Genomic DNA, 20321 nt, shown 5'->3' with positions numbered 1-20321 from the left:
GTCAATAACATTTGTGTCTACTTTGTTTGATAATTAAATCAACTAAAATCAATCAATTATGAAAGAAAAAAGAATGACGCAATTTTTGAGTTATGTGTTTTTGCTCTTAAGCATGAGTACTTTTGCCCAATTAAACACGCCACGTGGCAGTCAATTTGCGACTGTATCACAGAGAGTTGGTGTGTCTGATATAACGATTACCTATTCTAGACCTAGTGTTAACGGACGAGAAATTTGGGGTAAATTAGTACCGTATGGAATGAATAATTTAGGATTTGGAACGTCTACAGCTGCGCCTTGGCGTGCAGGTGCTAATGAAAATACGACCATCACTTTTTCTCATGATGCGGAAGTAGAAGGGAAGCCCATAAAAGCGGGTACTTACGGATTGCATCTAGAAGTTCGTGAAGATGACACAGCGACATTAATTTTGTCGAAAGATGCTGAAGCTTGGGGAAGTTATTTCTATGAGAAAGGACAAGATGCCTTGAGAGCGGATATTTCGACTGTTTCAGTGCCGCATCACGAATTATTGACGTTTGAGTTTCATACAGTGGAGCCAAATAGTGCCACCGCCTCTTTGGCTTGGGGGAAGAAAGCCTTTCCGTTTGAAGTCTCATTTGATGTGACAGAAATCGTTTTGGAAGATTTCAGGAGTAAGTCGAAAGGTCAATTTGGATTTCAACGTCAAAATTGGGAGCAAGCCGCCAACTATGCGCTGAACAATGACGGAGATCTCGACGAAGCCTTAGGTTGGATTGAGAAAGCCATTGCAGGTCAGTTTTTTAGTCAGAAAACCTTCAATAATTTAGCGATAAAAGCACAAATATTAAAGAAGCAAGGTAAAACTGATGCTTATGCTACAATTATGGATGAAGCTGCTTCGATGGCAAATGTGAATCAGTTAAATACTTTGGGGTATCAAATGCTGGCTTCTAAAGATTATGAAAGAGCGCTGACTTACTTTAAAAAAGCGGTTCAATTAAATCCTGATAACCCAAATGTTTACGATAGTTTGGGTGAGGCTTATAAAACCATGGGAAATAAAAGAGAAGCGATTAAAAATTTCAAAAAGTCATTGTCTATGAATCCACCAGCTAATGTAAAGGCTAATTCAGAAAAACACCTTAAGGAATTGGGAGCTTTATAAGCATATAACCATCAAATCAATCAAAAAACGTTCAGCGATGTTTTCTGCCCAGCTTTAATTTAAGTTGGGCATTTTTTATGAAATATAATTCCAGATGTTCTTGTACTTGCTCAATTGCCGGTAGGTATTCAGAATAACCTGATGTTCTGATAAACTCAACGAAGGGTCATTGTTTAAAATACGTTTGGCATGAAAACGTGCGCTTTGTAAAATGTCTTTGTCTTTTACAATATTGGCTATTTTAAGGTTTAAAATGCCGCTCTGTTGCGTTCCCATAAGGTCACCTGGACCTCTCAATCTCAAGTCAACTTCAGCAATTTCAAAACCGTCGCTGGTTCGCGTCATGGTTTCGAGGCGTGTTTTACTGTCTTGACTCAATTTGTGTCCAGTCATCAAAATACAATAACTCTGCTCAGCACCTCGTCCAACACGACCTCTAAGTTGGTGTAGCTGAGAGAGGCCAAAGCGTTCAGCACTTTCTATAATCATTACCGATGCATTTGGAACATTAACGCCAACCTCTATTACCGTTGTTGCAACCATGATTTGCGTTTCTCCACGAACAAATCGCTGCATTTCATATTCTTTATCTTGAGGTTTCATTTTTCCATGAACAATAGATATTTGATATTTAGGTTGAGGAAACTCTCTAACAATGCTTTCATAACCATCCATTAGATCCTTATAGTCTAACGCAGCACTTTCCTGTATGAGTGGATAAACAATATATATTTGTCGACCTTTCTCTATTTCATCTCGCATAAATCGCATGACTTTTAAGCGGTTTTTGTCATAACGATGAACCGTTTTTATCGCTTGTCTGCCAGGCGGTAATTCATCAATTATTGAGATGTCTAAATCACCGTATAATGACATCGCTAAAGTTCTTGGAATGGGTGTCGCGGTCATCACCAAAATATGTGGAGGAGAGGTGTTTTTTTTCCATAATTTTGATCGTTGTGCGACACCAAAACGATGTTGCTCATCGATAATTGCCAAGCCTAAATTTTTAAATTTTACTTTATCTTCTAGAAGCGCATGCGTGCCAATTAAGATCTGTAAGTCACCATTTTCTAAGGATTCATGAATTTTTCTTCTTTCTGAAGTGTTACTTGAACCAGTAAGTATTTTAATACTGATATTCAATTTGTTACATAATTCTAATAATCCGTTATAGTGTTGGACTGACAAAATTTCAGTTGGCGCCATTAAACACGCTTGAAAACCGTTGTCAAGCGCCATCAGCATTGACATGAACGCGACTATGGTTTTGCCAGATCCCACATCACCTTGTAACAAGCGATTCATTTGCGCATTACTTCCTAAGTCTTGTCGAATTTCTTTTAAAACCCGTTTTTGGGCATTGGTCAAATCGAAGGGTAAATGCGTTTTGTAGAACGTGTTGAAATAGTCTCCAACCGACTCAAATGGAAACCCTTTTATTTTAGATTTGTGAATGAGATTTTTCAGAATAAGTTGCAGTTGAATATAGAATAATTCTTCAAATTTCAATCGAAATTCTGCGCGCGCTAAGAGCTCTTGATTTTTAGGAAAATGAATATTAAAAAGCGCATCACTTTTAGGTAGTAGTTTGAGTTCTGAAATCAAATTTTCAGGAAGCGTTTCAATGAAGCGACCTTTGGTCTCTAAAAAGAGGCTTTGTATAATTTTTGTCAATACCCGATTAGTGATACCTTTGTTGCTGAGTTTTTCCGTAGAAGGGTAAACAGCCTGCATTGATGAACGTAGGCTTTTTTCATGTGAGCTCAGTAATTCTAACTCTGGATGTGGCATGTTAAAAACGCCATTAAACCAATTGACCTTTCCGAAGATAACGTACTCCGTGTTTGTTTTGATACTCTCACGAATCCATTTTTGTCCTCGAAACCAAACAAGATCCATGCTGCCAGTGTCATCTTGGAACTTTGCTACTAAACGCTTGCCACGTTTTTGGGCGACCTCTTGAAATCCCGTGATTTTTCCAATTATTTGAACTTCAGAGCTGTTTCGTTGCAGCTCGCTAATTTTATAATATTTAGTGCGGTCTAAATAGCGATTAGGGAATAAATTGATCAGGTCTTGATAGGTGTGAATGCCAAGCTCACTTCGTAGTAAATCTGCTCGATTTGGTCCTACGCCTTTAAGGTAATCAATTGAAGTTTGAAGATTGGAACTCATAGAGCGAATTTAATTAATTCTTCCTTAAATTATCATCTCAAAGCCTTGGAACTTTTCTGTTCTTCTTAAAAATTGTACTTTGGTCTTGTCTTTGATAAAGCCTACCTATGAAGTTATTTGTGTTTATCGTTTTTGCGTTTTTTTTCAGTGGATTTACAGTCGCACAGCAAACTAATTACGTGGATTTTAAGAAGATTGAAGCCAATGTATTATTTGATTATACGGATATTGAAAACGTCAATATTTTTAAATACAAAGCAACATTTGATGTTTTAAAACGCACAGATTCTATTTTTTTGGACGCAAAAGATATGACGTTTTATGATGTGTATTTAAATAATAAGCCTATTGAGATTCACAATACTGGCAAGCATCTGGTGCTCAAGGAAAAATTTAAGAAGTCAAAAAATAATGTCTTAAGTTTTGCTGCCGAAGTGAGACCTAAAAAAGCCATGTATTTTGTGAGTAAAGAAGGTGACACTATTGATCAAGTATGGACGCAGGGTCAAGGTAAATATACAAGTCATTGGTTGCCCAGTATTGATGATGTCAACGATAAAATTATTTTTAATCTGGTCATTTCCTCGACGCCTGGTACAAAAGCAATAGGCAATGGAAAGCTTGTGAACTACATAGATGATGGATTTGTAGAACATTGGTTTTATGAGATGAACAGGCCTATGTCTAGTTACCTTGTGGCTCTAGCTATGGGTCAATATGACAAAAAAACAGAGCTATCTAAAAGTGGTATTCCTTTAGAATATTACTATTACCCTGAAGACTCCTTGAACGTGGAGCCTACATATCGTTATACCAAAGAAATGTTTGATTTTCTTGAGGAAGAAATAGGATTTTCTTACCCATGGCAAAATTATAAACAGGTGCCAGTGAAAGACTTTTTGTATTCTGGAATGGAAAATGCAAGTTTGACTATTTTTTCGGATAGTTACGTTGTGGATTCTATCGCGTTTAATGATAAAAACTACATTACAGTTAATGCACATGAGTTGGCGCATCAGTGGTTTGGTAATCTTGTGACGGCTAAATCTGGAGAGCATCATTGGTTGCAAGAAGGTTTTGCGACCTATTATGCCTTGTTGGCTGAGCGTCATTTGTTTGGAGGTGAGCATTATTATTGGCAGTTGTTTGAGAACGCTCAGGAATTGCTAGCTCAAGAGTCAAGGGGTGAGGGAACTTCTTTGTTGAATCCCAAATCAAGCAGTACAACATTTTATAAAAAAGGAGCGTGGGTCTTACATATGTTAAGGGAGCAAGTTGGTGACAGCGCTTTTAAATCTGCTGTCAGAGCGTATTTGAGCGCCTATCAATTTGGTAGTGTAGAGACAAAAGACTTTATATCGGAGGTTGAGCGTGCCAGTGGTCAGGATTTGTCGGAATTTGTTGATAGCTGGTTGGTTAATGTCGATTTACCTGAAGACGCGATGGTGAAGAGTTTAAAGAAATCTTCGTTTATGAACGACTATTTAAACGTTAATTGTGAAGAACGTCCTTCTGAGTGTAAAGATGTTTTAGTGTCTTATGTTTCCGATGAAATCAAAATCAAGGTTGTGGCACAGTTGCCAGAGCAAATTGATACGCATGCCTTTAAAAACAGTCTGAAAGTGCGTCAAGCAATCGCGCAATATGTTAGTACAATTCCATCACAACTGAAATCGGATTATGAGAGTTTACTGGATGATAAGTCATACCTAACCAAAGAGGTGGCTTTGTACAATTTGTGGGTTAGTTTTCCTCAAGAACGTGTCAAGTACTTAGAAAAAACAAAAGATGTCAAGGGTTTTAATAATTATAATGTACGGTTGCTGTGGTTGGCATTGCATTTAAATACCTTAGAGTATCAGCCAGAAAAAAAACAACAAATATTAAAAGAACTCATCAGTTACTCTTTGCCGAATCAGTTGTTTGAGTTAAGGATGAATGCATTTAATTATTTAAAACTGCTTGATGCTTTTGATAAACAGTCTATTGAGAGTTTAGTAGAGGCATCAAGGCATTACAATTGGCGGTTTTCGAAATTTGCTAAAACTATGTTGGAGGAATTGCAGCGAAAAGAAGCTTACAAGAATTTGATAGAACTATATAAAAAAGAATAATTTGAGAGCATTGGTCATATCTGGAGGAGGTAGTAAAGGCGCATTTGCTGGAGGTGTTGCACAATATCTTATGGAAGGGCAAGGTCGTGATTACGATATGTTTTTAGGAACGTCTACTGGCAGTTTGCTCGTGCCACATCTGGCTGTAAGGGATATTGGGAAATTATATGATATTTTTACCAATGTACAGCAGCGTGATATTTTTAGTATAAGCCCATTCGTTCAGCGTAAAAAAGGTGATCGGGAATACGTGTCAATTGATTTTGTAAATTCTCTATGGCAGTTTATTAGAATGAAACGAACCTTTGGTGAGAGTAAGGCGTTAAAGCGCAATATCAGACAAAATTTCACAAGAGAAGAGTATGACAAAATCATAAAAACGCGCGAGGATGTGGTTGTGACAGTGTCTAATCTCTCTATGAATCGTGTTGAATATAAATCGATTAAGGACTGTTCTTATGAGGAATTTTGTAATTGGATATGGATTTCTTGTAATTATATACCTTTTATGTCTTTAGCGAAAGTAGATGGCTACGAATATGCTGATGGCGGTTTGGGTTGCGTTATCCCGATTCGTGAGGCGATTTTAAGAGGAGCAACTGAAGTAGATGCAATCGTATTAGAGGCGGAGCAAATGGAACGCTCCAAAGTATTGGGAAAAAACCCGTTTTCATTAATGCTGAATTTGTTCGGGCATTTGCTTGATCAAGTAGAGAAAAATGATGTGATTATTGGAAAGCTCGCCGCAAAGAATAGAGGTGTGAAGCTTAATTTGTATTACACGCCTACAAGTCTGACGGAAAACTCTTTGATTTTCAGTAAACGATTAATGACTAAATGGTGGGAGCAAGGTTATTCTTATGCGAAAGAAAAGCATGAAGGTCATTCGGTGATTTGATGAGCCTCTTACCACAGGTTTGATACTTCTTCTTTGATAAAAGATAAAGCGGCATCACTAGGTGATCTTTTGTCTACCATATTCGTTAAAATCGCTTCTCTTAATTTATCTGCCGAATCCACATCTTCTGAAATTGTCGTTTTTCTAATCATTTGAATTGTCGCGTTTTTTGCCGTTGCTGTAATGTTCCAGCATTGATCAGTTACATAAATCTGTTGCGCTAAATTATGATCAAATTCTTGTTCAATATTTGCTATAAGTAAAGATTCGTAATCCTCTTTATTTGAGGAGTTTGGATTTACTCTTAAAAGTAATTTTGATGGTTTAATTCTTTCGAGAAAAAGCGACATGCGCTCATAGGCTTGTAGTCGCATTGGAAGGGCCTCTTTTTGCAAGTCTTTTTGGATAAGGAAGTCACGACGTCTATTTTCATTTTCCACATGTTCTCTAAAAAATAGAAAGGCAATTGCTCCAGTAACAATAGCCGGAATACAGTATAACAAAAGGCCCAAAATATCAAGTTCCATAATCGTGTTTTAATTTATTCACTTTAGATTGTAAACTTAAGAGTTTTATCAGAATAGTTTTAGTTTTTTCCACCTAAATGTTGACAATTTTTTAAGTTTTCCATCGAGGTAAATGGCACTTTGGTTTTATGATACTGATAGGTGTTTGATAATTCTTTTGATAGGTTATGGTCATCGACGTTCACCTCGATATCATCCATCGTAAACTGACAAGGGTGTTCATACCCTGCCGCATGGGTGATTTCTATAAATTCCTTACGAAACGTTTTAAAATATTGTGCTAATCGCACTGATTTAAGGGTAGGATCAATACCGTTTTGCAGCCACTTATTTTGTGTCGCGACTCCACTAGGACATCGATTCGTATGACAAATCTGTGCTTGAATACAACCAATACTCATCATGGCTTCACGTGCCACATTGATACAATCAGCTCCCATAGCAAAGGCCATAGCTGCCTTCGCTGGAAACCCTAACTTACCACTTCCTATAAACACGAGTCTTTCCGTTAATCCTTTTTTCTGAAACAGTTTATAAAGGTCACCAAAGCCATAAACCCAGGGTAATGATACGTGGTCTGCAAAACTAGGTGGTGCCGCTCCAGTACCGCCTTCTCCGCCATCAACCGTGATAAAATCTGGTCCTTTGTTCGTCTTTAGCATAATATCAGCCAGTTCTTCCCATTGATCAAGCTTACCGATTGCAGCTTTAATACCAACAGGCAAACCCGTTTCTTCAGCTATGGCTTCAATAAAATCTACCATTTCCTGAACCGTCGAAAAGGCCTTGTGGTTGGGAGGTGATAGTACTGTTTTTCCGGGCTCAACACCTCTAATTTCGGCTATTTCTTCTGAAATTTTAGAGCCGGGAAGTACGCCACCTTTACCAGGTTTAGCACCTTGCGACAATTTGACTTCAATAGCGCGAATATAAGGGTGTTCTTCAACAAGTGCTTTCATTTTTTTCATGGAAAATCCACCGTCCTCTGCTCGGACACCAAAATAACCAGTTCCAAAATGAAACACGACATCACCACCATTTTTATGGTATGGTGATAAGCCACCTTCTCCAGTATTGTGATAAGCGTGAGCCATTTTTACCCCTTTATTTAAGGATTCAATAGCCTTGGCAGATAAAGAACCAAAACTCATCGCAGATACATTTATCACCGAACCAGGACGATAGGGTCGACGTCTGTTATTATAGGCACCCATGACTTTGGCACATGGCAAAAAGGACTTATCAATCGCATTTGGATGATTGTCGTCTATTTTAAAGGCAAACATGTTATTGTTGATGAAAATATGCTGATGTGCATAGATATCTCTGTCGGTTCCAAAACCTTCATAGTTATTTTCGTTTTTTGAAGAGGCATACACCCAACCACGTTCAATACGGTTAAATGGCAGTTCTTCTCTATTATTAGCGACTAAATACTGACGAAGTTCCGGACCGATACTTTCTAACATGTATCTAAAGTGTCCTACAATTGGAAAATTATGACTAATGGTGTGTTTTTTCTGTAAAATATCACGAACAGCTATAATCACGAGAAGGATGAGAATCCAAGACCACCAAGGCATGTTCGAAATGAAATTAAATAAGGTATCCATATATTATTCTGTTAATTAAGGTAAAGATATTTAAAATTTATGATTGAAACTTTATCTTTGTTAAATGATGAAAAACGCTGTAACTACAGCACATCGGGTTTGTGCGTCCCGAAGGTTTTTCTTGAAAACGCGCATAGGTCAAATTTAAAATTGTTCACGTCATTATAAAATTTCAATCCCATTGATTGTTTATAATTATTGATAATTTGATGGACCCAACACAAACAGATTAATTAATTTCACGCTTTAAAAGAAATTTCGAATTGGAAAAGTATTTAAGTCAGTTAAATGATGCACAATTAGCACCTACCTTGCAAAAAGATGGACCAATGATTGTCATCGCTGGAGCAGGATCAGGAAAGACGAGGGTGTTGACTTATCGCATTGCCTATTTAATGAGTCAAGGGGTAGATCCCTTTAATATTTTAGCGCTCACCTTCACAAATAAAGCGGCTCGAGAGATGAAAGGTAGAATTGCCGATATCGTAGGTGCGAGTGAGGCAAAAAATTTATGGATGGGAACTTTTCATTCGGTGTTTGCAAAAATATTGCGATTTGAAGCAGACCGTCTTGGATTTCCCAGTAACTTTACCATTTACGATACACAGGATTCAGACCGATTGATTGCTTCTATCATTAAAGAAATGGGGCTTGATAAAGATGTGTATAAGTACAAACAGGTACGTTCGCGCATTTCATCTTATAAAAATAGCTTGATTACGGTTAAGGCTTACTTTCAGAACCCAGAACTCATAGAAGCCGATACAGCAGCCAGAAGACCTCGATTAGGAGACATCTATAAACACTATGTAGATCGCTGCTTTAAGGCTGGTGCCATGGACTTTGATGATCTGCTGCTTAGAACTAATGAATTACTGACACGTTTTCCGGATGTTTTGGCAAAGTATCAAGACCGATTCCGGTATATTTTGGTTGATGAGTATCAAGATACGAACCACTCACAGTATTTAATTGTTAGAGCACTTTCAGATCGCTTTCAAAATATTTGTGTGGTTGGTGATGATGCGCAAAGTATCTATGCATTCCGAGGCGCTAATATCAATAATATTCTCAATTTTCAACGAGATTATGACGATGTGAATGTATTCCGTTTGGAACAAAATTACCGTTCGACCAAAAATATTGTCAATGCGGCTAATTCAATTATCGATAAGAATAAAACAAAATTAGATAAGGTCGTTTGGACGGCCAATGATGAAGGTCCTAAAATAAAGGTCAACCGTTTAATGACTGATGGTGATGAAGGGCGATTCGTGGCGAGTTCTATTTTTGAGAACAAAATGCAGCATCAGCTTAAGGAAAGTGATTTTGCTGTCCTGTATCGTACCAATGCCCAATCACGAGCTATTGAGGATGCTTTAAGAAAACGAAATATTCCGTATCGAATTTATGGTGGTCTTTCATTTTATCAGCGTAAAGAGATTAAGGATGTGCTGTCTTATTTGAGGTTAGTCATTAATCCAGCCGATGAAGAAGCCTTGAAACGCGTGATCAATTTTCCGAAGCGTAGTATCGGACAAACAACGGTAGATAAGCTAGTAGTTGCAGCTAATGGTTATAACCGTACCATTTTTGAGGTGATGAAACACATTGATAAAACGGAAGTGAATGTCAACGCGGCTACCAAAACCAAATTGAAGAATTTCGTGACGATGATTGAAAGTTTTCAGGTCATGAATGAATCGGCAAATGCCTTCGAACTTGCCGAACATATTACGAAAACGACTGGGATTATCCGAGAATTTAATAAAGAAGGAACACCAGAGGATGTGGCGCGATTGGAGAATGTAGAGGAACTACTCAATGGTATCAAGGATTTTGTTGAAGGACAAGTAGAAATTGCGGATGCTACTGGAAGTATCGCCGAATTTTTAGAAGATGTAGCCTTGGCGACCGATTTGGATAATGACAAAGGTGATGATGATAGAGTAGCACTCATGACCATTCATTTAGCCAAAGGTTTGGAATTCCCTTATGTCTATATTGTTGGGATGGAAGAAGATCTTTTTCCAAGTGCCATGAGTATGAATACGCGCAGCGAATTGGAGGAAGAACGACGGTTATTTTATGTGGCACTAACACGAGCAGAAAAGCAAGCTTATTTAACGTATACCTTGTCGCGTTATCGTTGGGGAAAATTGATTGATGCTGAACCAAGTCGGTTTATTGAAGAAATTGATGATCAATATTTGGATGTGATGACACCAGTCCATGATCCAAGACAAAATCCGATGTTGAGTTCTGATATATTTGGAGATGTAGAACCCAACCGGATTCGATTTAAAAAACCGATCAAGCGAAAGTCGGAAAGTAAGCCGCCCAAGTTTGTAGCGCCCAAGAATTTAAAACCTGTTTCAAAAAGTGACCCTTCAGATAATACCAATTTATTTGATGGCAAATTGGTGGTAGGTAATATTGTTGAACACGCACGATTTGGTAAAGGAGAAGTGATAAAGATAGAAGGGAAGGGAGCCGATATAAAAGCTGAAATTAATTTTGAGATTGGTGGCGTAAAGAAATTACTGCTAAGGTTTGCAAAATTAGACGTTCTAGGCTAATCATTTTACCATAAATACGGAATTGACATTGCCATGTCCGTCATATTCTTTTACCGGATTTTCTGGGTCTAAAATCCAACGACCATCTACAATAAACTTATAGTAGTGTTTTCCTGCAGGTAATGGCATTCGGTAACTCCAATAACCACGATCATTTTTGGTCATCTTAATCTCAGTTTCATTCCAATCATTGAAAGAACCAGCTAAGATAACTTTATGAGCATTTTTATAGCCGTTTAATAGGAAGGTCACATATTTTCCCACGTTTAAATAGGAATTGTAAGAACCGTATTCATTAGGTACTTTCGATGGATTCGAAGGATCTTCCATCCAATTGCCATCAATTATGAAGCGGTATTCATATTCTCCTGGTTTGATGTGCAATTTAATTTCCCAACCCTTATCAATGCGATACATTTTTAAGGCTTCTTCATCCCATCTATTGAACGAACCTGCTACGATGACGCTCTCGGCATCTTCATGACCTCGCAGTCTAAAACGAACATTGCCTTTGTCGTCAGGATAAGCAGCCGATGTATTTAATTTTAAGTTATAGACATCGAGGCTAGTACCTTTCGTCATGGCTAGTTTTATATTTGCATCATTTGCTGAAGGCTCAGCCCAATATTGATTGTTGATAATAAACTTGAATTCCCAAGTATACTCATCTTTAAAATCGTTGATGTTTTTTCGAAGCTCATAGGTGTCGTCATTAATTTTGGTCATCACCCAATCATATTTGGACCAATTATTGAATTCGCCAGCGACAACAACATTATCTATGGTGAGTGCTTCAAATTTCACGTGTGCCGAAGTATCATCGTTAGAATACTGTTCGTAATCCTTTTTGTGAAAAGTAAAAACAACATCATTGCCTTCAAAACGATAACCTTTGTCTTCCTTTTGAGCAAAAGTCAATAGTGAAGCAAATACTAAGATGATGGTGACTATATGTTTCAAAATGGGTTTCACTGTTTATTCAGAGGATATGCTACAAAGTAAAGCTTTTCTTTTTTATAATTGATGATGGTTCGCTGTTGCCTAAAAAACTCATAACCTAAAATGCCATCCAATGACGTACCAAAGGCTTCATTCATCTGGTTTAAATTCGTTAATAAGGTTTCCATTGGCGCAAAGTAAATTTTATCCGTGAGTTTAACACGATACAATTTCCCTGCCAAAACTTCAATTTTTGTGCCACTTGCACCAACAAGCATCAATCGCTTAGAAGGATAAAAGTACTTTAGGATTTTTTTGCTAGATCTTTTATTAAGTTGATTGTACTCAGCACCTGTGTCCAAACCAAACTTGAGTTTTTGCTCATTCACATAGGTCTCCAATACAATGGTGTGCTTTTTTAATTTGAAATCAACCGTGTCTATTTGTTTTTCAAGATATGGTCTGGTATCTAAGCGATCGCCATTATTGTCTGTTCTAGATAGGGTAATTTGATTCAGGTACATATCTATAAATACCTCGTAATCTTTTAAAATATTATAACCTATAATCCCTAAGAGGTGAATCTTTTTACTTTGTTCGATATGCGCTAAATTAATGATGTCGGAATTGGTGTCTTCTAGGATTAAATCGTTGATGATAAATTCTGATAATCGTTTTTCTAAGGGATTGTCAACAATGTCGATAACACCTGAAGTACGTCCCTTTTTTGTGTAATTGGCATATTTTGATTTGAAATGGACTTCATTTAAAATGAGCGTTTCTGAGCCTGTATCAATGATAAAGTTGCCTTTTTGGTCCATTAATTCAGCTTCAATGACAATCAGGTTGTCAATAAGTTTAAAGGGAATTCGCGTGGTGTGTTCATTTAATATTTCCGCTTTAGGAAAGGTGATGAGACTCATCCCTTCATTGGCGGAAACAGAAATATAAGAACCTAAAACCCATATGATAAACAAAACACTGCGCATATCATATAGACGCTTTTTTGAGATGATTGTTACACTATTTTACTATAGATGGGTTTCTGTAAATGCTTTTAGTTTGGTCCAAGTATCTAATAACTCTGCGCCAACCCATCCGTGTCCAGCGTTTGGATACAAGGTAAATTGATGGGTAATGCCTAAGTTCGAAAGTTTTGTTTCCATATCTAAACCTTGACTTGTTGGCACCAATGGATCTTCGCCTCCGTAAAATAAAATGGTTGGTGGTGCTTCTGAAGTTACCTGATGATAAGGACTCACAGATTCTAAAAAGGCTGTAGAGGTGTCGATTCCAAAGGTGCTAATCAATTCTTGTAGTATCGGATTGTCATTCTCTAAATACGCAGGATCCGTGAAATTTGTTGGTCCAACAATACTTGCAACCATCTTAGAGTCTGCATTCGCATCATGAGCGTAGCTCCAAAGCATTGATAAATGTGCACCTGCACTAGTTCCAATAAATCCGAAGTCATCAGAAATGACATAATCCTCTTGATTGGTTTTTAACATATTGATGATGGTTGTAATGTCATCAATTTGCATAGGAAAAGGTGGATTGTTTTCATCTGCTAATCTGTAATTAATATTTACGATGGCTATATCAGGTAAATCCTGTCTTATTAAATCTTTCAGTAAGTTCATATCAGCTTTGTCGCCAGAGGTCCATCCACCACCATGCACAAGCACCATAACTTTTGTAGACAACGAACGATTTGCGGGCAAGTACAAATCGAATACTTGATCACTGTCATTGCCATAGGAAACATTTAATTCCTCTCGATAGGTTAAAGGTGTTTGGTTTTGTGGATCTTCGGTAACACTATTGTTATCGTCAGAGCAGGAAAAGACACATAAAATGAGGAAAAATGTGACTAAGTGATTTTTGGCAGCTTTCATAATGAAATATTTAATTACTTTGTAAACGAAACTTTAAGATACTTATTATGGCTGAGTTAATCAGAATATATGAAGAAAATCCAAATCCAAAGGAGATTAAGAAGGTCATTGACGTGTTAAAAAAAGGAGGCTTAATTATCTATCCAACCGATACGGTATATGGTTTGGGCTGTGATATTACCAATATTAAAGCTTTAGAAAAGATAGCTAGAATCAAAGGCGTAAAACTTGAAAAGTCGAATTTTTCGTTTATTTGTGAGGATTTGAGTAATCTAAGTGATTATGTCAAGCAAATTAATACCACAACATTTAAAATTCTAAAAAGAGCGTTGCCAGGACCTTACACTTTCATTTTACCTGGTTCCAATAATCTACCACATCCCTTTAAGAAACGAAAAACAGTAGGTATCCGTATACCAAATAATTCCATTGCTTTAGAAATTGTAAGACAATTAGGAAACCCCATTGTATCTACTTCCATTCGCGATGAGGATGAGATTATTGAGTATACCACAGATCCTGAGTTGATTCTGGAAAAGTGGGATAATTTGGTCGACTTGGTTATTGATGGTGGTTATGGAGACAATGAGGCTTCCACCGTCATTGATTTGTCAGAGGAAGAGCCACTTATTGTGAGAGAGGGTAAGGGTAGTTTAGAGATTTTCTAATAACCACAAAAAAAAGCTCAACCTAAAGATTGAGCTTTCATTATGATGTTTATGGTATCTTATTGACCAGCAGAAAGATTTTTCATTTCTTCTTCTACCATTTCGTAGAATTGATCAATCTTAGGCATCACAACAATACGTGTACGCCTGTTTTTTGCTCTGTTTTCTGCCGTGTCATTTTCAACTAGAGGGACATAATAACTACGTCCTGCAGCAACCAATTGCTTTGGGTTGACTTCTAGTTCTTCTAAAACTCTAACTACTGAAGTAGCACGTTTTACACTTAAATCCCAGTTGTCTAATAACACCCCTTTTTTGTAAGGGACATTATCAGTATGTGCTTCTACCATCGCTTCAAAATCTGGTTTGCTATTGATGACCTTTGCCACTTTCGCTAATACTTCCTTCGCTCTGTTCGTTACAGTATAACTACCACTTTGGAATAATAATTTATCAGCGATAGAGATAAATACTACGCCTTTTTCCACATTGATTTCAATATCTGGATCATTGATGCCTACAGCCTTCTTAAGACTCGTAACAATGGCTAGCGTAACACTATCTTTCTTTGTTAATGCATCTTGTAAACGTGATATTTTTAAATCTTTTTCTTTTAAGCTTTCTAATGATTTCTCAAGGTTTTCAGCGCCTTTTTGAGTTAAGGTTGTTAAATTTCCTTTAGTATCAATCAAGTCTTGATTAGATTTTCTTAAATCGGCAAGTTGGTCTTTCATGGTCTCTACACGAGCCATTGCTGCTGCTTTATCAGACAAGCAACTGTTGAGTTTCACAGTCGCAGAGTTCAATAAATCTTGAGTTTCTTTTTGTTTTTCTTCGAGTGCCATATAATCCTTCTTAGACACACATGAAGTCAAAATGAACATCCCAGCAACACTTAATAGCATTAATTTTCTCATAATAAGTTTAATAATTAGTTGTTATTTAACATTCCAAAATTAGATAAAAGAATAGTGGATACTATCTTATTTAACTAAAATTTTAACACATTTACTAACAATTGAAGGTTTTGCGTTTTTTTATAAAATACGCCCAAACAATGGATGTTGTTTTATAGTAGTTATCTCGTTGAAGTAAACCTTTCCGTTGTTTTAACAAGTAGGTTAGGTGACTGTAAAAACTGAAATGAGCTCTTAAGATCGCTATAAAGTGAGAGAATTTAAATTGCCATAAAAACTGTAATCCCGCAATACCATCCAAAATTAAGCGTGTGACTATCAGTTGAAATAGTGGTCCTTTGGCATTTTTAGTAAGGGTGAACAAACTATTTCTGAAATTTAAAAATGTCTTTTTAGGATGCATGTTGTTTAGTGTAGCACCTCCTAAATGATATACGAACGACTGTCCGACAGATTTGGTGAAGAATCCTTCATTAAAGGCACGCCAACAAAGATCGATCTCTTCATAATGCGCAAAATAATGCTCATCAAATCCTCCGAGCTTTTCAAACACAGATTTCTTGATGAAGAAGCAAGCGCCAGAAGCCCAAAAAATAGGAGCGGTTTCATTATACTGCCCATGATCAGCTTCAATGGTGTCAAAAATCCGACCTCTACAATAGGCGTAACCATACTTATCGACAAATCCTCCTGCAGCTCCCGCATATTCAAAATGCTTCTTGTTTTTGAAATCTAAGATTTTCGGTTGAATAATAGCGGTATTAGGACAGGTGGTATACTCATTTTTGATCGCGCTTAGCCAGTCGGAAGTCACTTCAACATCGCTATTGAGTAAGCAGAACACATCGGCATCTACCTGTTTTAAAGCATCATTGTAACCTTTAGCATAGCCGCCATTCTCATTATTTCGGATACAACGCACTTCTGGAAAGTTCTTTTGTATAAAGCCTATGGAATCATCAGTTGAGGCATTATCTGCTACATAGATATCTGCCTCTCCGGAATGTGTAACGACAGACGGCAGAAATTGCTCCAATAACTGTTGCCCATTCCAATTCAATATGACAATGGCTATCTTCATTGGTAATGAGGAATATCTTTGAGGAAGTCGTAACGTTCATTTTTAAAATCCATAACACAATAATAATGATTTAAACCATTAGTAACCATTAAATACGTAGCATTTAAAGTGAGATTGTAACGTGCAATTTGATCGAAAGTGGATTGATCGATCGTTATTTTATGTGACTTACATTCAACGATAAGGTGAATGCTTCCATCCTTATTATAGACAACAATGTCATAACGTTTTGTAAGCCCATTTACTTTTAGTTCCTTTTCTACGTTAATTAATGATTTGGGATAATTTTTATAGGTTATTAAGAAGTGAACACAGTGTTGTCGTACCCATTCTTCGGGTTGTAAAACAATAAATTTTTTACGAATCTCATCGAAAATAGAAACTTTATTTTCGTTACTTTTGAAACGGAATGAAAACTTCGGAAAATTGAGTTCTGGCATCAAAGCTTTTAGAGATTTTTTCCAAAGTTACTCGACTATTACTTAAATCCAAAAGCGCTTCAGTATTTTTGGGTTTTATTAACCTATATAGGATATTTCACACGTGGATGAGGTCAAACAAATAGTAGCAGATATTAAAAAAGGTCAGTTGAAGCCTATTTATTTTTTGATGGGAGAAGAACCTTATTATATCGATGCAATTTCAGACTATATTGAGACGCATGTGTTAGCGGAAGAAGAAAAAGGATTTAATCAAATGGTGTTGTACGGAAGAGATGTCTCTATAGATGATATAGCCAGCAATGCCAAACGATTTCCGATGATGGCTGAACGTCAAGTCGTCATAGTTAAGGAAGCACAAGATTTATCACGCCAAATAGAAAAACTTGTTAGTTATGCTGAAAACCCTCAGCCGACAACCGTTTTGGTGATAAATTATAAGTATAAAAAAATTGACAAGCGTAAAGCTTTGTATAAGGCTTTAAAAAAACATGGAAGCGTGGTTTTCGAAAGTAAAAAACTTTATGAAAATCAAGTTTCCGATTGGATTCGTCGTGTGTTGTCTGGTAAAAATTACAGTATTTCACCTAAGGCGGCACAAATGCTTGTGGAGTTTTTAGGAACAGATTTAAGTAAGATTAACAATGAGCTGGAAAAGCTCAAGATCGTCCTTCCTGAGGGCACGCAAATCACGCCAGAGCATATTGAGCAGAATATTGGCATTAGTAAGGATTATAATAATTTTGAGCTACGAAAAGCGATTGGTGAACGTGACTCCTTGAAAGCGTTTAAGATTATCAATTATTTTGCAGATAACCCGAAAGACAACCCCATGATCATGACGGTATCCCTTTTGTTCAATTTTTTTTCTCAGCTCTTGCATTATCACGGTCTAAATGATAAAAACCCTAGAAGTGTCGTATCTGCTTTAAAAATCAATCCTTATTTCGTGAATGAATATGTGACTGCAGCTAGAAATTTTCCCATGAGAAAGGTAAGCCAAGTAGTCGCGACACTAAGAGAATTTGATGTTAAAAGTAAAGGTGTTAATTCTAATGCGGTACCTCAAGGTGATTTACTCAAAGAACTGATGGTTCGTATACTTACCTAAACATTAAGACCTGTTAACATTGTTTGCTAAATCTGCGTTAAACCCTTAATATTTCTAGGATTTTCATAGTTTTTATGGTATACTAATGGTATATAATTATTAACTATTAAAACCAAAATAACAAACATGGAAAATTTAGATAGAAAGACCGTTGCGATACTAGCAACCAATGGATTTGAAGAGAGTGAATTAAGTGAACCTTTAAAAGCGTTGAAAAATGCTGGAGCAGATGTTCATATTATTTCTGAAAAGTCAGGGAAAATTAAAGGTTGGGCCAATGGCGATTGGAGTAATGAATATACCGTAGATAAAACCATCAGTGAAGCGAATGAAAGTGGTTATAATGCGCTGGTACTTCCAGGTGGTGTTATGAATCCTGATACATTACGTCGAAACGAAGATGCCGTTAGGTTTGTCAAATCCTTTTTTACCAATAAGAAACCCGTTGCAGCTATTTGTCATGCACCATGGTTATTAGCCGAGGCTGATGTGCTTCGCGGACGAAAAATAACCTCATATGACTCTATTAAAAGAGATATGGTGAATGCAGGTGCGAAGTGGGAAGACAGTGAAGTCGTTGTAGATGAAGGCTTAGTTACTAGTAGAAACCCTAACGATTTACCAGCTTTTTGTTCCAAATTAGTTGAGGAAGTCTATGAAGGTAAGCATGAAATGCAGACCGCATAATTTCATACATTTTTATAAAAGCAGAACTTTAAAGTTCTGCTTTTTTTATGTCTTTAAAATTGCATTTCTAAAAACCGAAAGTGTAAGTCATTCATGCAGTTGTTCCATCTCCTCAAGGATGATCGTATAATCGTATTGTAAATCTTCGTGTAGTTTTGAGATTTTTTTACGGATAGCTTCCATAGTGCGCTCGTACAGGTTCGTTAATGTGGTGTTCCGCGTTATAGAGGGTTTCAGCATTTTTAACTTTCTGCAAAAATAGAGTAGGAGCTCTACTTCAGTATCTTTTTTTAGGGAGTACCTGATGTATTTTCTAGTGTGCCTTAGAATTTTACGCACACTTTTTTTGATGTAGAAATAGCTATCGGTGTTGATGTCTTCAAATTGCTCATCAATCTCAGCTTTAACGGTAGCTATATATCCTGACTCATCGTGGGCTTCAAATAACAAATAGGTGAGTAGTTCTTTATTTTCCTTTTTAAAACGGGACAAACGCAAACAAAGTTCAGCTAATTCTTCTTTCGATTTATATTTCAGTTCTTTTCTTATCGTAACAACAGATACGGCTTTCATAAAGTCATGGCTTAGGGTTATTTGTTTGAACACATGTTTTGTGCAAAAACGTCAATAATCACGATTTAAAACACGTAGATTTCATATTGAATTTAAAAATAAACTATTATGCCTTTTATAACAAACAAAACACAAGAAGAACCCGTTGATATTTTTTATGAAGACTATGGAGAAGGACAGCCTGTCATTTTAATTCACGGTTGGCCATTAAGCCGAAAATCATGGGAACATCAAGTTTGGAAAATAGTAGAATCTGGATACCGATGTATTTCATATGACCGAAGAGGTTTTGGAATCTCTTCATTTCCTTGGAATAACTATGATTATTCGTCATTAGCGAGTGATTTAAATGAAATCATTGAGCAGCTAGATCTAAACGATGCCATTATTGTAGGATTTTCTATGGGTGGAGGAGAAGTTGTTCGTTATTTTACTGATTACGGAAGTGATAAGATCGCAAAAGCGGCTTTAATTAGTAGTATCATTCCATTGGTAAAACAAAAGGATGATAATCCTGATGGTGTTCCAGAAAAAGACCTAGAGGGCATAAAAGAGGCCTTAGAAAGTGATCGCGTCGGCTTCTTAAAAGAGTTTCATAAAGGCTTTTATAATTATGATGATAATAAGGACCGTGTGAGTGAGGCACAATTAGAATATGACTTTATTATAGCTTCTCATGCGTCTCCTAGAGGAACCATTGAAGCAGCAAAGGCTTGGATGCATACCGATTTTAGGTCTGAGTTAAAAAATGTTGATGTACCCACACTTATCGTGCATGGTGATGCAGACAGTACAGTGCCAATGGCGACTTCAGCAAAACAAGCAGCTCAAGGTATCACAAACAACCAATTTGAAATCATTAAAGGAGCACCTCACGGTTTAAATATTACGCATAAAGATGAACTCAATAAGCTTTTAATAGATTTTATGAACTAAAAAGCACAAAAA

Annotated in this window: 18 protein-coding genes; 8 read left to right on the top strand and 10 right to left on the bottom strand. The window is 36.8% G+C overall.

The window, feature by feature from the left end:
- Window positions 1–58: 58 nt before the first annotated feature.
- Complete coding sequence (locus ACU8DI_RS07825) at window positions 59–1150, top strand: DUF2911 domain-containing protein (RefSeq protein WP_447112212.1); 1092 nt, start codon at window positions 59–61, stop codon at window positions 1148–1150.
- Window positions 1151–1225: 75 nt separating this feature from the next.
- On the opposite strand, the gene recG is transcribed toward ACU8DI_RS07825, so the two are convergent.
- Complete coding sequence (gene recG / locus ACU8DI_RS07820; RefSeq protein ID WP_447112211.1) at window positions 1226–3328, bottom strand: ATP-dependent DNA helicase RecG; 2103 nt, start codon at window positions 3326–3328, stop codon at window positions 1226–1228.
- A gap of 107 nt (window positions 3329–3435) precedes the next feature.
- Here recG and ACU8DI_RS07815 point away from each other — a divergent pair, with 107 nt between their 5' ends.
- Both ACU8DI_RS07815 and ACU8DI_RS07810 read left to right on the top strand, forming a co-directional pair.
- Window positions 3436–5442 carry a M1 family metallopeptidase gene (locus ACU8DI_RS07815; RefSeq protein ID WP_447112210.1) on the top strand — a complete coding sequence of 669 codons (2007 nt, stop codon included), beginning with the start codon at window positions 3436–3438 and terminating at the stop codon, window positions 5440–5442.
- Between the two features lies 1 nt (window position 5443).
- Window positions 5444–6340: a patatin-like phospholipase family protein gene (locus ACU8DI_RS07810; RefSeq protein ID WP_447112209.1), complete on the top strand. Its 897-nt coding sequence runs from the start codon at window positions 5444–5446 to the stop codon at window positions 6338–6340.
- Window positions 6341–6348: 8 nt separating this feature from the next.
- On the opposite strand, the gene ACU8DI_RS07805 is transcribed toward ACU8DI_RS07810, so the two are convergent.
- Window positions 6349–6867: a DUF7935 family protein gene (locus tag ACU8DI_RS07805; RefSeq protein WP_447112208.1), complete on the bottom strand. Its 519-nt coding sequence runs from the start codon at window positions 6865–6867 to the stop codon at window positions 6349–6351.
- A gap of 59 nt (window positions 6868–6926) precedes the next feature.
- On the bottom strand, window positions 6927–8480 hold the full coding sequence (locus tag ACU8DI_RS07800) for an FMN-binding glutamate synthase family protein (protein WP_447112207.1): 1554 nt from the start codon (window positions 8478–8480) through the stop codon (window positions 6927–6929).
- Between the two features lie 263 nt (window positions 8481–8743).
- On the opposite strand from ACU8DI_RS07800, the gene ACU8DI_RS07795 reads away from it, so the two are divergent.
- Window positions 8744–11059 carry an ATP-dependent helicase gene (locus ACU8DI_RS07795; protein WP_447112206.1) on the top strand — a complete coding sequence of 772 codons (2316 nt, stop codon included), beginning with the start codon at window positions 8744–8746 and terminating at the stop codon, window positions 11057–11059.
- On the opposite strand, the gene ACU8DI_RS07790 is transcribed toward ACU8DI_RS07795, so the two are convergent.
- From ACU8DI_RS07790 to ACU8DI_RS07780, 3 genes are read right to left on the bottom strand one after another with little or no spacing between them, the layout of a single operon-like run.
- A complete protein-coding gene (locus ACU8DI_RS07790) occupies window positions 11060–12019 on the bottom strand; it encodes a hypothetical protein (RefSeq protein ID WP_447112205.1) in 960 nt (319 codons plus the stop codon).
- 8 nt (window positions 12020–12027) lie between these two features.
- Complete coding sequence (locus tag ACU8DI_RS07785) at window positions 12028–12987, bottom strand: hypothetical protein (RefSeq protein ID WP_447112204.1); 960 nt, start codon at window positions 12985–12987, stop codon at window positions 12028–12030.
- A gap of 42 nt (window positions 12988–13029) precedes the next feature.
- On the bottom strand, window positions 13030–13896 hold the full coding sequence (locus ACU8DI_RS07780) for an alpha/beta hydrolase fold domain-containing protein (protein ID WP_447112203.1): 867 nt from the start codon (window positions 13894–13896) through the stop codon (window positions 13030–13032).
- 47 nt (window positions 13897–13943) lie between these two features.
- Between ACU8DI_RS07780 and ACU8DI_RS07775 the strand changes: the two genes are divergently transcribed.
- Entirely contained in the window at window positions 13944–14564 is a 621-nt protein-coding gene (locus ACU8DI_RS07775) for an L-threonylcarbamoyladenylate synthase (protein WP_447112202.1), read from the top strand.
- A 59-nt stretch (window positions 14565–14623) separates the two neighbouring features.
- Here ACU8DI_RS07775 and ACU8DI_RS07770 read toward each other — a convergent pair whose 3' ends face one another.
- The 3 genes from ACU8DI_RS07770 to ACU8DI_RS07760 all read right to left on the bottom strand — a co-directional run bounded on the left by ACU8DI_RS07770 (window position 14624) and on the right by ACU8DI_RS07760 (window position 17002).
- Window positions 14624–15481 (bottom strand): OmpA/MotB family protein, encoded by an 858-nt coding sequence (locus ACU8DI_RS07770; protein ID WP_447112201.1) that lies wholly within the window; start codon window positions 15479–15481, stop codon window positions 14624–14626.
- A 94-nt stretch (window positions 15482–15575) separates the two neighbouring features.
- A complete protein-coding gene (locus ACU8DI_RS07765) occupies window positions 15576–16562 on the bottom strand; it encodes a glycosyltransferase family 2 protein (protein ID WP_447112200.1) in 987 nt (328 codons plus the stop codon).
- Complete coding sequence (locus ACU8DI_RS07760; RefSeq protein ID WP_447112199.1) at window positions 16559–17002, bottom strand: type I restriction enzyme HsdR N-terminal domain-containing protein; 444 nt, start codon at window positions 17000–17002, stop codon at window positions 16559–16561. Before ACU8DI_RS07760 ends, ACU8DI_RS07765 begins: the two co-directional genes overlap by 4 nt.
- A 103-nt stretch (window positions 17003–17105) precedes the next feature.
- Here ACU8DI_RS07760 and holA point away from each other — a divergent pair, with 103 nt between their 5' ends.
- Both holA and ACU8DI_RS07750 read left to right on the top strand, forming a co-directional pair.
- The gene (gene holA, locus ACU8DI_RS07755) at window positions 17106–18113 is read left to right on the top strand and encodes a DNA polymerase III subunit delta (protein ID WP_447112198.1); all 1008 of its coding nucleotides are present in this window, start codon (window positions 17106–17108) and stop codon (window positions 18111–18113) included.
- A gap of 126 nt (window positions 18114–18239) precedes the next feature.
- Window positions 18240–18800 (top strand): type 1 glutamine amidotransferase domain-containing protein, encoded by a 561-nt coding sequence (locus tag ACU8DI_RS07750; protein ID WP_447112197.1) that lies wholly within the window; start codon window positions 18240–18242, stop codon window positions 18798–18800.
- An 87-nt stretch (window positions 18801–18887) separates the two neighbouring features.
- Here the strand turns inward: ACU8DI_RS07750 and ACU8DI_RS07745 are convergent, their stop codons facing one another.
- Entirely contained in the window at window positions 18888–19373 is a 486-nt protein-coding gene (locus ACU8DI_RS07745; RefSeq protein ID WP_447112196.1) for a hypothetical protein, read from the bottom strand.
- A gap of 108 nt (window positions 19374–19481) precedes the next feature.
- On the opposite strand from ACU8DI_RS07745, the gene ACU8DI_RS07740 reads away from it, so the two are divergent.
- Window positions 19482–20309 carry an alpha/beta fold hydrolase gene (locus ACU8DI_RS07740; protein WP_447112195.1) on the top strand — a complete coding sequence of 276 codons (828 nt, stop codon included), beginning with the start codon at window positions 19482–19484 and terminating at the stop codon, window positions 20307–20309.
- The last annotated feature ends 12 nt before the right edge of the window (window positions 20310–20321 follow it).

Source organism: Psychroserpens sp. BH13MA-6 (assembly GCF_052983595.1).
The sequence above is the reverse complement of the archived record's forward strand: the minus strand, read 5'-3'. Positions and strand labels throughout refer to the sequence as shown.

What these genes read in the sequence shown, in the direction of transcription:
- ACU8DI_RS07770 (WP_447112201.1), bottom strand. Translation starts at nt 15,481, where the DNA reads ATGAGAAAATTAATGCTATTAAGTGTTGCTGGGATGTTCATTTTGACT.
- ACU8DI_RS07740 (WP_447112195.1), top strand. Translation starts at nt 19,482, where the DNA reads ATGCCTTTTATAACAAACAAAACACAAGAAGAACCCGTTGATATTTTT.
- ACU8DI_RS07775 (WP_447112202.1), top strand. Translation starts at nt 13,944, where the DNA reads ATGGCTGAGTTAATCAGAATATATGAAGAAAATCCAAATCCAAAGGAG.
- ACU8DI_RS07785 (WP_447112204.1), bottom strand. Translation starts at nt 12,987, where the DNA reads ATGCGCAGTGTTTTGTTTATCATATGGGTTTTAGGTTCTTATATTTCT.
- ACU8DI_RS07765 (WP_447112200.1), bottom strand. Translation starts at nt 16,562, where the DNA reads ATGAAGATAGCCATTGTCATATTGAATTGGAATGGGCAACAGTTATTG.
- ACU8DI_RS07800 (WP_447112207.1), bottom strand. Translation starts at nt 8,480, where the DNA reads ATGGATACCTTATTTAATTTCATTTCGAACATGCCTTGGTGGTCTTGG.
- ACU8DI_RS07750 (WP_447112197.1), top strand. Translation starts at nt 18,240, where the DNA reads ATGGAAAATTTAGATAGAAAGACCGTTGCGATACTAGCAACCAATGGA.
- ACU8DI_RS07745 (WP_447112196.1), bottom strand. Translation starts at nt 19,373, where the DNA reads ATGAAAGCCGTATCTGTTGTTACGATAAGAAAAGAACTGAAATATAAA.
- ACU8DI_RS07780 (WP_447112203.1), bottom strand. Translation starts at nt 13,896, where the DNA reads ATGAAAGCTGCCAAAAATCACTTAGTCACATTTTTCCTCATTTTATGT.
- ACU8DI_RS07815 (WP_447112210.1), top strand. Translation starts at nt 3,436, where the DNA reads ATGAAGTTATTTGTGTTTATCGTTTTTGCGTTTTTTTTCAGTGGATTT.
- ACU8DI_RS07760 (WP_447112199.1), bottom strand. Translation starts at nt 17,002, where the DNA reads ATGCCAGAACTCAATTTTCCGAAGTTTTCATTCCGTTTCAAAAGTAAC.
- recG (WP_447112211.1), bottom strand. Translation starts at nt 3,328, where the DNA reads ATGAGTTCCAATCTTCAAACTTCAATTGATTACCTTAAAGGCGTAGGA.
- ACU8DI_RS07805 (WP_447112208.1), bottom strand. Translation starts at nt 6,867, where the DNA reads ATGGAACTTGATATTTTGGGCCTTTTGTTATACTGTATTCCGGCTATT.
- ACU8DI_RS07825 (WP_447112212.1), top strand. Translation starts at nt 59, where the DNA reads ATGAAAGAAAAAAGAATGACGCAATTTTTGAGTTATGTGTTTTTGCTC.